The organism is Pantoea sp. SS70 (genome assembly GCF_029866845.1).
GTDB lineage: Bacteria > Pseudomonadota > Gammaproteobacteria > Enterobacterales > Enterobacteriaceae > Pantoea > Pantoea leporis.
Genome location: NZ_CP117199.1, coordinates 1,729,370 through 1,742,563, shown reverse-complemented (window position 1 = coordinate 1,742,563; position 13,194 = coordinate 1,729,370). Strand labels below are relative to the sequence as shown.

Annotated in this window: 10 protein-coding genes; 4 read left to right on the top strand and 6 right to left on the bottom strand. The window is 57.9% G+C overall.

Translation table 11 applies throughout. The annotated features are described in order from the left end of the window. Positions 1-65: 65 nt before the first annotated feature. Genes PO881_RS08070 through PO881_RS08050 form a run of 5 tightly spaced genes read right to left on the bottom strand, consistent with a single transcriptional unit; the run spans position 66 to position 7,296 of the window. Complete coding sequence (locus PO881_RS08070; RefSeq protein ID WP_280172720.1) at positions 66-5,627, bottom strand: ATP-binding sensor histidine kinase; 5,562 nt, start codon at positions 5,625-5,627, stop codon at positions 66-68. Then, positions 5,624-6,010, bottom strand: coding sequence for a response regulator (locus PO881_RS08065; RefSeq protein WP_101760756.1), 387 nt, complete (start codon positions 6,008-6,010; stop codon positions 5,624-5,626). The genes PO881_RS08070 and PO881_RS08065 overlap by 4 nt, the downstream gene beginning before the upstream one ends. Positions 6,011-6,051: 41 nt before the next feature. Next, positions 6,052-6,303: a XapX domain-containing protein gene (locus PO881_RS08060; RefSeq protein WP_217546879.1), complete on the bottom strand. Its 252-nt coding sequence runs from the start codon at positions 6,301-6,303 to the stop codon at positions 6,052-6,054. 2 nt (positions 6,304-6,305) lie between these two features. Further along, positions 6,306-6,548: a DUF1427 family protein gene (locus tag PO881_RS08055; protein ID WP_192413577.1), complete on the bottom strand. Its 243-nt coding sequence runs from the start codon at positions 6,546-6,548 to the stop codon at positions 6,306-6,308. A 55-nt stretch (positions 6,549-6,603) separates the two neighbouring features. Then, positions 6,604-7,296 carry a hydrolase gene (locus PO881_RS08050; RefSeq protein ID WP_101760759.1) on the bottom strand — a complete coding sequence of 231 codons (693 nt, stop codon included), beginning with the start codon at positions 7,294-7,296 and terminating at the stop codon, positions 6,604-6,606. Positions 7,297-7,492: 196 nt separating this feature from the next. Between PO881_RS08050 and PO881_RS08045 the strand changes: the two genes are divergently transcribed. From PO881_RS08045 to PO881_RS08030, 4 genes are read left to right on the top strand one after another with little or no spacing between them, the layout of a single operon-like run. After that, positions 7,493-9,370: an amidohydrolase gene (locus tag PO881_RS08045; protein WP_192413579.1), complete on the top strand. Its 1,878-nt coding sequence runs from the start codon at positions 7,493-7,495 to the stop codon at positions 9,368-9,370. Positions 9,371-9,373: 3 nt separating this feature from the next. Next, the gene (locus PO881_RS08040; RefSeq protein WP_280172719.1) at positions 9,374-9,793 is read left to right on the top strand and encodes a DoxX family protein; all 420 of its coding nucleotides are present in this window, start codon (positions 9,374-9,376) and stop codon (positions 9,791-9,793) included. Further along, positions 9,780-11,405, top strand: coding sequence for an MFS transporter (locus PO881_RS08035; protein ID WP_280172718.1), 1,626 nt, complete (start codon positions 9,780-9,782; stop codon positions 11,403-11,405). Before PO881_RS08040 ends, PO881_RS08035 begins: the two co-directional genes overlap by 14 nt. Before the next feature lie 36 nt (positions 11,406-11,441). After that, complete coding sequence (locus PO881_RS08030; protein WP_101760762.1) at positions 11,442-12,263, top strand: alpha/beta hydrolase; 822 nt, start codon at positions 11,442-11,444, stop codon at positions 12,261-12,263. 390 nt (positions 12,264-12,653) lie between these two features. On the opposite strand, the gene PO881_RS08025 is transcribed toward PO881_RS08030, so the two are convergent. Further along, positions 12,654-13,142, bottom strand: coding sequence for a GNAT family N-acetyltransferase (locus PO881_RS08025; RefSeq protein ID WP_110865974.1), 489 nt, complete (start codon positions 13,140-13,142; stop codon positions 12,654-12,656). Between the last annotated feature and the right edge of the window lie 52 nt (positions 13,143-13,194).

Sequence of the window (13,194 nt, the reverse complement as noted above, 5' to 3'; positions counted from 1 at the left end):
GCGCGCGTTAAAGTGATAACGGTCCGATTTTCCTCCCGCGAAATAGCGCGGGAGGATCAGATAAACTATTTCCCCAGATTTAATGGCAGGGTAAAGCTAAATACGCTGCCACCCTGTGGGCGGTTTTCCGCACTCAGCACACCACCATGACGTTTGATGATTTCATTACTGATGGTCAGGCCCATTCCCATTCCTTCCGCTTTGGTGGTGTAGAAAGAGTCAAATATCTTGCCGATAACCTCTGCCGATAATCCGCTGCCGTTGTCGGCAACCTCTATACGAATATGATTCGCGTCAGGATTGGAGGATGAGAGCCGCAGAATACGCGCTCCGGCATTATCTGCCATCGCCTCAATGGCATTAATCACCAGATTCAGCAGCACCTGCTGAATCTGTACGCGCTCGCAAAACACCTCATCCCATGGCGCTTTAATATCCAGTTCAAGTGCCACCGAGCGGCGCTCAAGTTCCAGACGCGACAAGGTTAAAATATCGCGCGCCAGCAGATGCAGCCTGGCCGATGCATACTCCGCGACATTATTGCGCGTCAGTGACTGCAGGCCGCGAATAATTTCGCCAGCGCGCCGCCCTTCGTTAATGATCTCCTCAATGCTTTCACTGGCTTTCTCCAGCTGAGCCGGATCGCGTTTCAACCAGCGCAGGCTGGCGCCAGCATTGGCCACAATCGACATCAGCGGCTGATTGATTTCATGGGCGATCGATGAGGTCAGCTGTCCTACCGTGGTGGCGCGCGCCACGCGAGCCAGCTCGGCCTGGGCAATTCTGGCGGCATCTTCGGACTGACGCTGCGCGGTGATATCCGTCAGCGTGCCGAAATATTCGGCGACATCCGGCCAGTTCTCCACCGGCTCACCTATGCCTTTGATATAACGGCATTCGCCGTCATCACGGATGATACGAAATTCAGCCTGCATGCTCACGCCATGCGCCACGCTGGATTCAATCAGCGCTTTCAGGCACTGAAGATCGTCTGGATGCACCCGCCGCTGAAACTCGGCCATCGAGGTGCTCACCTGCCCGGCGGGCAGCCCCATGATGCGTTTATATTCGTCCGATATCAGCTGGATATCCGGCTCAAGATGCCAGTGCCAGGTACCGGTATTACTGATTTTTTCACCCAGCATCAGGGATGTCTGGCTGGCGCGCAGCTGTTTTTCAATTTTCCGCCGCTGGATGTTCTCCTCCACCAGCTCGGCATACAGCCGCGCCGTTTCCAGAGAAACCGCAGCCTGCGCGCCTAACATCGAGACAATGCGCGAGTGCTCCGCGGTGAAAACATCAGGCATCAGCCGGTTTTCCAGATAGAGCACGCCCACCATTTGCGCCTGGCGGAACATCGGCACACACATCACTGCCGCGCCAGAGGCAACCAGATAGTTATCCTGACTAAACGGGCTAAACACTTCCGGCCGACCGGTACGGATTTCCTGTCCGGTGCGGATCACCGCCGAGAGAATCGACAGCGGCAAATCAGTCGCTACCGGCAGTTCATTAACGATTTTGACTCTGACGCCCTCCACCGTGGAGGAGGCGCGCGCCTGAATTTCCGGCACATTGCCGTCGATGAGGCGGATCAAAATACAGTGCTGCGCGCCGGCGCGCTCCACCAACATCATCATCAAAATATGGATCAGCCGATCAAGATTGATCTCTTCGGTCAATGCGCGCATCGCCGTGACCAGGCTTTGCAGGTCGCTGATCACCGCGCTCTGCTCAAAGGTCACGGTGTTTAACGCGCTCTGCGGCGGGTGCGCCGCCAGATGCGGATAGTGCATTTCAAGCTGGCGCACCTTGGCGCCCGCGCCCCAGCGATCCCAGGCGGCAAGCGCGCCTTTGATGTAGCCCTCGGCGGCGAACGCCATGCCGCGCGCACTGGCGCAGCGCGCGGCCAGTTCGCATGCCAGACCGTTGATCGGATGAAACTGCCCTTTGCGCGACAGCTCAATGGCTTTTTCAAACTGCTCCAGCGCCGCGCCGCTGTTATCCTCCAGCCTGAGCAGTTCGGCGCGCAGTAGCGCCTCTTTGTCGGCGAAGGTGCCGGGGTTCTCCGTTGCCCAGGTGATGATTCTTTCAAGATGGCGCTGCAGTTGCTGCCGCTGCGTGGCATCAAGCTCATTCGGTTGCAGCGGTATGCTGAGTGAAAGCGCACTGTAGAGATGGAAATCCAGCATATGCACATGGCCGGGAATCACGTCTGTGAGCGGCGCAGCGTCGCTGAACTGGCGCTGAGCGGCGGCATACTCACCGGCAAAGAAGTGCGCCATGCCTTTATACAGCCGCGTCCAGAACTGCATCAAAAACAGCGGTTCAATGGCGTATTCGGGTTGCACCACATTTAGCGCGGGCGCATGGAAATCATCGCCGGACAAGGTCTCACCGGCTGGCTTACGCAGGAACATCACGTAATCCAGCTGCATGCCGAGTATCACTTCCACATCGCGATACTGCGCTTTGCGCACATAGACCATGCCGCGCATGATCGAAGTATGCACGCCATCAAGATGGTCACCGCGCGCCAGGCAATTCATGGTGAGATGACGCAGCGCCAGACACGCCGACGTGCGATCGCCAATATCAACCGCCACATCAAAAGTCGCTTTAGCGCACTCAATGGCGTAACTGAGCGGCATGGTCCAGACGCTCACCTGGTCCAGCGGCATCAGCGTGCGCGCTTTGTAGCTAACGAAGTCGTGCTTATACACCAGCTCGCGGGCCAGCAGCGCGCTGGCAAATCCACGGCTGTATTCATTGAACTGATCGCCACACACCACGCCGTACCAGGCCAGCGCCAGCGTGGAGGCACCGCTAATGCCCTTCTCCATCGTCAGATGCAGAAGTTTGCACAGGATAATGAACTGCAGCCGTGGGCTGATAAAAGCGGCGAAGGTGCTGGCGCTGGCCATCAGGTTCATCACCGCTTCGGTTTTATGGCAGGTCACTCGCGCCAGGGAACGGAAGCGCGTATAGGGATTTTTGCCAACCTCTTTTTTCAACCGTTGCCTGGCGACATCGCACTCGGCTTTATCCGGATAGCGCTGCAGATGAATGTCAAACACCGCCAGCCAGGCCAGCGCGGTTTCCAGCGCCAGCTGGCTGTCGGACTGACGCATATGAATTTCAGCAATTAGCGTCGCCGCTTCGGCTTTATCGGTGACCACACCGGGCGTGGCGAGAATCTCAGAGCTCAACGCCAGCGCGCCCGATAAGTTGCCGTTTAAAAACTCACACTCTGCTTGCTCAAACAAAAACGGGCCGCTCTCCTCCGCGCCTGACGCTGCGTTGAGCGCTCGGGCAGCGTGTAAGAAACGCAGCGCGGAAGCGTAATCGCCCATAATTTTCGCGCGTCGGGTGGCGTTTAGTAACAGCAGACTAAACGCAGCGGCTTCGGGCGCTAAAAGTGCGCGATTTTGCAGCGTGATAGTGTGATGCGCGGCACTGAACAGCAGCGCATGCGCGTTATCCTGGCGCGCGGCCTGCATGTAATAGCGCGCAGCGGCAAAGTGAAAATCATCTTTTGCCGCCGACGAAAGCAACTTCAGCGCGGCCTCATGCATGCTGTCATGCATAAAGGTGTAGCTGTGATCGGTCAGCGAGATCAGCCGGGCCTCAGCCGCAGGGCGCAGCGTGGCGTGAAGGGCGCTAAGCGTCGTATCGAGGATGCCGGCCAACACCGGCAGATCGCCGCTACTGCCGATACAGGCCAATCGGCCCAGCAGCTGGCGCAGCGGCAGCGCGAGCAACTGCAGCTGTTGCAGCACGCTGGCGGCAACGTTCGCGGTGTAATGGCAGTTTCTCAACGCGTGCGGATTGTAGGTCCATTTATGGGATGCAGCGTGTGTGATGTGGTGATCGCGCACCGCCTGGCGGTAAAACTCACGCGTGGCGAGCGGATTCCCGGCGGTTTTTTCATGGATGATCTGCGCCAGCTCGGTGGTCTCCGCGCTGCGCGTGTGAAAAATGCCGGCCAGCCAGCTGGCGATATTTTTCACCGACAGCGGCTCGGGCGTGATATCCACAATGCGCGTGGCCGCCGCACGAATGCGCTCCAGGCTGGCAACCACCGTCGGACAGGACAACGAGGCGCGATCGCGATGAGAAATCACCAGCAATAAGGGAATATCTTCACTGGAGCGCAGCAAATTCTGTAGCAGCTGCAAGGTCGCCTGATCGGCCCAGTGCACGTCATCAATCAGCAGGATCAGCGGCCGCCCCGGCACCGTAAAGGCTTTCACCAGGCTGCAGGCCACCAGATTCAGGCGATTGCGTGCATCTAACGAGCGTGCATCCGCCTGCACGCTGGCTTTGTGGTTGAGCAAGATGCCCAGTTCGGGCACCAGATTAACGGCCAGCCCAACATAATTCCCCAGTTGGCGCGTGATGTGTGTTTTCCAGCGCGCCAGCTCTTCGGCGGGCAACCCGAGCAGATGCAGCGTCAGCGATCGAAACGCCGAGGTAAATACCGCGTAGGGCAAAATGGGCGAGTGCTGGTCGGCTTTGGTCACCGTCAGCAGCGCGTTTTTTTCCCGCAGGATTTTAAGCGCCGAGGCCATCAGCGCCGATTTTCCGGCACCGGACGCGCCGCTAATCGCCACCATGCAGTGTTTCCCGCTGCTGCACACCTCATCAAACGCCGCCAGCATCTCGCTGGCCTGAGCATGGTCGCTGTACAGCACATCGGATAACAGCGTTGTGGTTGGCACATCCTGTAAGCCCAGCGCGAAGGATTCAACTACGCCGTCAGGCATCAGGTTGGATTCACAGCGGCGCAGATCGGCCAGCACGCCTTCGACGGTTTGATAACGCTGCTCCGGCGATTTGGTTAGCAGGCGTAAAATGAGGGATGAGAGTACCAGCGGCACATCTTTGCGCAGCCGGTGCGGCGGCAGCGCTTCGGAGGCAATATGATGGTGCACCCATTCAGCCGCGCCCCCTTCAGCGCTGCCATAGGGAAGCTTGCCGGTGAGTAATTCGTAAAGCACGATGCCCAGACTGTAGAGATCGCTGACCCGGCTGACCGCGTGCGCGGTGCGCGAGGTATGCTCGGGCGACATGTAGGCCAGCGTGCCGCCGGTCACTGAGGCGCGCAGCGGCTGCTGTGAGTCCGCTTCGATAAACGCCAGGCCAAAGCCGCCCAGCACCACGTCGCCTTGATCGGTAAAGAAGAAATTGGCCGGTTTAATGTCGCCGTGCACCAAACCTTGCTCATGCAGCTTGCTGAGCGCATTACACAGCAGCACGGCGCAGCTGATGAACTTCTGAATTTTACCCGCTGGCAGGCGCAGATAATCCGCCAGGGTTTGGTAGCGAAACGCGGGATAAATCAGGGCGTAGCGCCCCTGATATAAGGTGTGGCGCAGCGGTTTTCGCGCCCAGCTTTCTGCTAATAAGGCGCGCAGCGCATACTCATTTTTCAGCAGTTGCGTTACCGGAAACTCCGCCTCTTCGGCCGCCGCCGTGGCCAGCACGAAGCGTTCATCGGAGATCGGGTGACGGCATTCGATCCACTCAACCTGCCCTTCCTGCGCCAGCGGGGTGAAAACGATGTCATCCGCCAGCACCAGCGCCGCGTCATCCGCGATATTTAACGACAGGAAAAGCGTGCTCATTGGCGCGCTGCCTGGGAGGAAAACGCCAGACGGATATGTTCAAACAGCAGGTCGATATCAATGGGCTTTCGCATAAAGGTGATCGCGCCTAGATGGATGGCATACCAGAGCATATTCTCATCGCCATTGCCGGAGATGATAATTCCGGGTGGGTTCTCGCGACGCTGTACCAGCGCACGGAACAACTCAAAGCCCGACATGCCTTTGAGCTCAACATCAATAATAAACAGCGCAGCGTCATTTAGCGCCGTCTCGTCCGCTAATAGCGCTTCAGCCGACTCAAATGCCTGCGTTGCGTATCCTTCCGACTGAAGCAGATTGCTCAAACCACTGCGAACCGATCGTTCATCATCAACAACGACAATGCGCTGCGACAGCTGCATGCTGTGTTCCTTCATTATTATTCACTGCCTGCGGCGCGTCCTCAGGAGGTTTTGTCACTCGATGGCGGCGTGCCGCTGATTTTAGGCACACACTCTTGACGAAACCAGGCCAGCGTGACCGGTTGACGGTTTATCAGGCGCTTACACAGCGGGATAATCTGTTCGCCGACCAGCATACCAAACAGACCAAGCAGCGCAATCACGGGCGGCGCTGGGGAATTGACGTCGATAACGGCATAAATGATGCCAACTAAAATACCGACCGAGAGCGATATCGCATAGGTTTTCAGCATGTTCAACCCGCCTGTTTTGCGGTGAGCATGGCGGGAGGTAGCGGCCTGTCAGCGGCCATCGCGCGTGAGGTTTTATCGACGGGCGCTACGGGATGCGTCAATTTTCCACCCAGCGAACTGCCCACAATCATGCCCAGCAAGCCCACCAGCGCCACGGCGGGCGGCGCCGGCGATCGCACGTTGAGCAAGGCGTAAATCAGGCCGATAAACACACCCGCCGCCAGAGAAATCAGTAAAGGACTCACCGGTCCTCCTTGAAAAAAGAAAGGCGAGCCCGTAAGCGCTCGCCTGGGTGACGATTTAGCGAACGGGCGCAGCAACCGGTGCCAGCGTGCGATGCTCGCTCTTCTGACGCGATGGCGCTTTGTGCACCATGGTGTAAGCGTAATCAACGCCGATGCCGTAAGCACCGGAGTGCTCTTTCGCGATATCCATCACCGCGTTGTAGGTCTCTTTGTGTGCCCAGTCGCGCTGCCACTCCAGCATCACCTGCTGCCAGGTCACTGGGATCACACCCGCCTGAATCATGCGCTGCATGGCATAGTCGTGCGCTTCTTTGGTGGTGCCGCCGGAGGCGTCAGCCACCATGTAGATCTCATAATCACCTTCCAGCATGGCGCACAGCGCGAAGGTGTTGTTACACACTTCGGTCCACAAACCGGAAACAACAATTTTCTTCTTACCGTTGGCCGCCAGCGCATCACGCACTTTCTGGTCATCCCACGAGTTCATCGAGGTACGCTCAAGAATGTCCTGGCCGGGGAACACATCCAGCAGCTCCGGGAAGGTGTTACCTGAGAAGCTCTCGGTCTCCACCGTGGTCAGTACGGTAGGAATGTTGAACACCTTCGCCGCTTTTGCCAACGCGACCACGTTATTTTTCAATACCTGACGGTCGATGGACTGCACGCCAAACGCCATTTGCGGCTGCTGGTCAATGAAGATGATCTGGCAGTTGTGCGGCGTCAGTACTTCTAATTTACTGGTTGTCATTTTTGTATGCCCATTGAGGTGAATGTCTGGGCGCAGTGTAAGAACCTTTGGGCACACGAACCATTATCTATAGGTATAACTATACGAAGGTATACCTATCCTTTTGTATAACTAGACGCTTTCCGCACCGCCTGAACATAATCCCACCCAGTATTTCACCTGCGAAATTGGCAGGACCTCTTATTCAGGAGATTTTATGGTTACGTTAGGCAAAGCAGACATCATTTTGACCAATGGGCGATTTCATACCGTCGATCGCGGCAACCCGATTGCCGAGGCCGTGGCGATGCGCGATGGCAAATTTCTCGAAGTGGGTAGCCTGGCCGACGTGATGCAGCATCACTGCGAAGGCACCAAAGTGATTGACCTCAAAGGCCATACCGCCATTCCCGGCCTGAATGATTCCCACCTGCACCTGATCCGCGGCGGCCTGAATTACAACCTCGAACTGCGCTGGGAAGGCGTGCCCTCGATCGCCGATGCGCTGCGGATGCTGAGAGAACAGGCGCTGCGCACGCCGTCACCCCAGTGGGTGCGCGTGGTAGGCGGCTGGACCGAGTTTCAGTTTGCCGAGCGTCGCATGCCGACGCTGGATGAGATCAACGAAGCCGCGCCCGATACGCCGGTGTTTATCCTGCATCTGTACGATCGCGCCTTGCTCAACCGCGCCGCGTTGAAGGTCGTCGGCTACACCAAAGACACGCCCAATCCGCCGGGCGGCGAGATCCAGCGTGACAGCAATGGCAACCCGACCGGCATGCTGATTGCGCGCCCGAACGCCATGATCCTTTACGCCACGCTGGCGAAAGGGCCAAAACTGCCGCTGGAGCAGCAGGTCAATTCCACCCGCCAGTTTATGCGCGAGTTGAACCGCCTCGGCCTGACCAGCGCCATTGATGCGGGCGGCGGTTTCCAGAACTATCCAGAAGATTACGAAGTCATTGCCGAGCTGCATGAGAAAAAGCAGATGACGCTGCGTATCGCCTACAACCTGTTTACCCAACGTCCGGGCCACGAGCTGGAAGACTTCGAGAAGTGGACCGACATGCTGACGCCGGGCCAGGGCAGCGACTATTTCCGTCACAACGGTGCCGGTGAAATGCTGGTGTTTTCCGCCGCCGATTTTGAAGATTTCCTCGAACCGCGTCCGGATTTGGCGCCCGGCATGGAAGATGAGCTGGAGCGTGTGGTGCGTCATCTCGTGGAACATCGCTGGCCGTTCCGCCTGCACGCCACTTACGATGAATCGATCAGCCGCATGCTGGATGTGTTTGAAAAAGTGAACCGCGACATTCCGTTCAACGGCCTGCACTGGTTCTTCGATCACGCCGAAACCGTGACGCAGCGTAACCTTGACCGCATCAAAGAGCTGGGCGGCGGCATTGCCGTACAGCATCGCATGGCGTTCCAGGGCGAGTACTTTGCCGAGCGTTACGGCATTGAGGCCACTCGCCATACACCGCCGGTGGCGCGCATGCTGGAGACCGGCGTGCCGGTGGGTTTAGGAACCGATGCGACGCGCGTGGCCAGTTATAACCCGTGGACCGCGCTTTACTGGCTGGTATCGGGACGCACTGTGGGCGGCATGCAGATGTACGACGTCAACGCGCGCCTCGATCGTGATACGGCGCTGATGTTATGGACGCAGGGCAGCGCCTGGTTCTCCAGCGAGCAAGGTAAAAAAGGCCAGATTAAAATCGGTCAGCTGGCCGATATGGTGGTGCTGAGCAAAGACTACTTCAGCGTGCCTGAAGAGGAGATCAAAGGCATTGAGTCGGTGCTGACCGTGGTGGACGGAAATATCGTTTATGCCGCCGGCGCTTTCAGCTCGGAAGCGCCGCCCCTCATTCCGGTGCTGCCGGAATGGTCGCCGGTGGTCAAGGTTCCCGGCCACTATCGCAGTGCGCCACCGACCGCCACCACACGCGTGGGCATGATGCAGCAAGCGCATCACTGCAGCGGCCCGTGCGGCGTGCATACGCATTCTCACGAGATTGCGCGCGGCGCCAACCTGCCGGTTTCGGAAGAGAACGCCTTCTGGGGCGCGCTCGGCTGCAGCTGCTTCGCCTTCTAAACCATGAAACATTCACTCTCACAGCCGCCTCGCATTGATGCGGGGCTGTTCTTCCTGCGCCTTACCGGCTGCCTGCTGTTGTTGCACGTGCACGGCTTGCCGAAGGTGTTCCATTTCAGTGAAGAACTGACGCGTATCGAGGATCCCTTTGGCCTGGGTGCCTACTTCAGCCTGCTGGCGGCGATCGTTGCTGAAGTGGTCTGCCCGCTGTTTATCCTGCTCGGCGTGTTTACCCGCCTCGCCTGCCTGCCGATTATCGGCGTGCTGCTGGTGGCGATGCTGTTCGTCCATCCCAACTGGAGCATAGCGGAAGGACAGTTTGGCTGGCTGCTGCTGACCATTTTCACCACGCTGGCGCTGACCGGCCCCGGTCGCTGGCGCGTGTTTGGCGGCGTTTCGGAGGTTGTTCATGGCGCAGGTTAATGACATTCATGACATCCCCGAGGCGGATCTGCCGCCCGTTTCGCAGACGGTTTCACCATGGCAGCCGCTGCGCCAGCGCGTGTTCCGCATGCTGTGGATCGCTACCGTGGTATCCAATGTCGGTTCATGGATGAACGACGTAGGCGTTAACTGGACCATGCTGACACTGAGCGCCGATCCGCTCTCGGTGGCGCTGGTGCAGGCCGCCAGCAGCTTACCGATGTTTCTGTTTGCACTGCCGTCTGGCGTGATGGCGGATATCGTTGACCGGCGTAAATACCTGCTGTTCTCGCAAATCTGGGTGTTTATTGCCGCCGCGAGCCTGACATTCCTTTCCTGGGCAGACCTGGTCACACCGATGGTGCTGCTGATTGCGGCGTTCCTGCTGAGTACCGGCGCGGCCATGAGTTCTCCGCCCTTCCAGGCCATCGTGCCGGATTTGGTCAGTAAGGAGGAGCTCGGCCCGGCGATTGCGCTTAACTCGCTCGGCATTAACATCAGTCGCGCTATCGGCCCGGCGCTCGGCGGCCTGATTCTGTCGTTTGCCGGTCCGTGGATGGTGTTTCTGCTGAATGCGCTTTCGGTACTCGGCGTGTTTCTGGTGCTGTATGTGTGGCAAGCACAGCCCAGCGTGCAGCGTTTGCCGCCGGAGCACTTCTTCCCGGCGGTGCGTGCCGGCGTGCGCTATGTGCATGCTGCGCCGGTACTGCGCAATGTGCTAGTGCGCACCATCGCTTTCTTTGTGTTTGGCAGTGCCGGTTGGGCGCTGTTACCGCTGGTGGCTCGACGCGAACTGGGCCTCGGGCCCGGCGGCTACGGCATTATGCTGGGTTGCATCGGCATCGGCGCGATTTGCGGCGCGCTGCTGTTGCCGCGTATGCGCAAACGCTTTAATCCCGATCAGCTGATGGTGCTGGCGAGCCTGATGTTTGCCATCACTCTGCTGGCGCTGGCGTTTATTCGTCACCTCTGGTTGCTGAATGCGTTCGAGTTCTTTACCGGCTTTGCGTGGATTGCAGTGCTTTCCACCCTCAATCTTGGCGCGCAGCGCAGTGCCGCCAAATGGGTGAAAGCCCGGGCGCTGGCGGTCTATCTGACGGTGTTTTTTGGCTCGATGACGTTAGGCAGCGCCATTTGGGGACAGCTGGCATCGACATTCAGCATTCCATTGTCACTGACTGTCGCCACTGTCGGCATGCTGCTGGCGAGCCTGACGGTGCTGCGCTGGCGGCTGGATCAGGATCCGGATCTGAACCTCGACCTCAGCACGGTCAGCGATCCCTTGCCCGAGCTGGAGATTCGTCACGATCGCGGGCCGGTGATGGTCAGCTATCATTATCAGATCAACCGCAGTGATGCGCATGCCTTTGCGGTGTGCATGCAGGATATGCGTCGCGTCAGACGGCGTGGCGGCGCGCTGAACTGGTCTCTGTATGAGGACATGCTGCAACCCGACATGTTTGTCGAGACCTTTGTGGTTGGCTCATGGATGGAGCATCTGCGTCAGCGCGAGCGCTACACCATGAACGATCAAAAGATTCAGAACCGCGTGCTGGCATTCCATCAAGGCACGGAACTTCCGGAAATTCGTTATCTCGTGGCACCTGAATAAGGCGCTTTCATTCATCGACATTAATAAGGCCGAAACATGAGCACATTTAAGACGCAGGATGGTACGCAGATCTATTTCAAAGATTGGGGTACCGGCAAGCCGGTGCTATTCAGTCACGGCTGGCCGCTCGACGGGGATATGTGGGACAGCCAGCTGAATTTCCTGGCGGAGAAAGGCTATCGCGTTATCGCTTTTGACCGCCGCGGCTTTGGCCGTTCCGATCAACCGTGGGAAGGCTACAACTACGATACTTTTGCATCGGATATTAACGACCTGATTAGCCATCTGGATCTGCAAAACGTGACGCTGGTGGGCTTCTCAATGGGTGGCGGCGATGTGGCGCGCTACATCAACAATTACGGCACAGCGCGCGTGGATAGCTTAGTGCTGCTGGGCGCGGTGACACCGATCTTCGGCAAGGCCGATGATTATCCAGCAGGCGTCGATTTGTCGGTGTTTGAAGGCATCCGTCAGGGCTTACGTAAAGATCGCGCGCAGTTCATCAGTGATTTTGCGACACCGTTTTACGGCACCAACGCCGGTCAAACGGTTTCAGAAGGCGCGCTGACGCAGACGTTGAATATTGCGCTGCTGGCGTCACTGAAAGGGACGATTGATTGTGTTACCGCGTTTTCGGAAACCGACTTCCGTCCTGATATGGCAAAAATCGACGTGCCGACGCTGGTGATTCACGGCAGCAACGACCAGGTCGTGCCGTTCGAAACCACCGGGAAAGTTGCCGCCGAAATGATCGCCGGCGCGCAGCTGAAAGTGTATGACAACGCACCGCACGGCTTTGCGGTAACGCATACCGATCAGCTCAACGCCGATCTGCTGACGTTCCTGCAATCGCTTTAACGGGAATAACATTAATCGGCCGGTTTGGCCTAATACTTGTCAGTTATGAAAGAGTTTGGCTTAAGGGCTGCATTAATCGTGCGGGCTCTGACACATCTGCTGCGTCACGCACTGAAGCGTCGAAGCGGGCCGGGGGCAATTTGGGGCCGGCAATTCGCAGCGCTGAACGAAGCGAGGAAGCCAGGAGAGCCCGCAGGACGCGGGCGAAAGGCGAAGCCGGGACAGGGAAGTCCCGTCTTCGCCGGTCCGTTAGGCTGACGAGCGAAGTGAAGGAACCGCGTTAGCGGCGCGAGGACAGCCGGCCCAAAAGTGCCACCGGCCTGCACACTCGTCGTTGGCCTGGCTGACATGAGCATTAGGCCATTTTGGCGGGCCTTTTGTGGCAGAGAACTATTGCGGCGTGGCGGCAGCAAATTTCTCTAATGCCGCCCCGTCGAGCCGATAACGCACCCACTCATTTAACGGCAGCGCATCAATACTGAGATAGAACTCTCTGGCCGACTGATCCCAATCTAACGCACTCCACTCAATGCGGTTGCACTGATGATTGACCGCGTGCTGCGCGACATACTGCAGCAGCGCTTTGCCTGCACCGAGGCCGCGAAAATTGGGCGAGAAGTACAAGTCTTCCATATAGAGTCCGCGCCGCCCCAGCCACGCCGAGTAGCTGCGGGTAATCACTGCGTACCCGGCGGTTATGCCATCAATCTCGCACATCAACGCTTCGCTATGGCTTTCGGGATTGAATAGCGTCGATCTGATCTCTTCCACGGTAGTTGATGACGACTGTAATCCATGTTCATAAACCGACAACTCAGCAATCATGTCGTAAATGGCGTCCGCGTCATCAGGATTGGCTGGCCGAATAGTCATCTTCATGCATTATTTCTTATTTAATCAGATTGATGCTGCCCAGCATAATGGGTATTGT

Bases quoted from the DNA above. Each gene is read 5' to 3' on its own strand.
- PO881_RS08070 (WP_280172720.1), bottom strand. From the start codon at position 5,627: ATGAGCACGCTTTTCCTGTCGTTAAATATCGCGGATGACGCGGCGCTG.
- PO881_RS08065 (WP_101760756.1), bottom strand. From the start codon at position 6,010: ATGCAGCTGTCGCAGCGCATTGTCGTTGTTGATGATGAACGATCGGTT.
- PO881_RS08060 (WP_217546879.1), bottom strand. From the start codon at position 6,303: ATGCTGAAAACCTATGCGATATCGCTCTCGGTCGGTATTTTAGTTGGC.
- PO881_RS08050 (WP_101760759.1), bottom strand. From the start codon at position 7,296: ATGACAACCAGTAAATTAGAAGTACTGACGCCGCACAACTGCCAGATC.
- PO881_RS08045 (WP_192413579.1), top strand. From the start codon at position 7,493: ATGGTTACGTTAGGCAAAGCAGACATCATTTTGACCAATGGGCGATTT.
- PO881_RS08040 (WP_280172719.1), top strand. From the start codon at position 9,374: ATGAAACATTCACTCTCACAGCCGCCTCGCATTGATGCGGGGCTGTTC.
- PO881_RS08035 (WP_280172718.1), top strand. From the start codon at position 9,780: ATGGCGCAGGTTAATGACATTCATGACATCCCCGAGGCGGATCTGCCG.
- PO881_RS08030 (WP_101760762.1), top strand. From the start codon at position 11,442: ATGAGCACATTTAAGACGCAGGATGGTACGCAGATCTATTTCAAAGAT.
- PO881_RS08025 (WP_110865974.1), bottom strand. From the start codon at position 13,142: ATGAAGATGACTATTCGGCCAGCCAATCCTGATGACGCGGACGCCATT.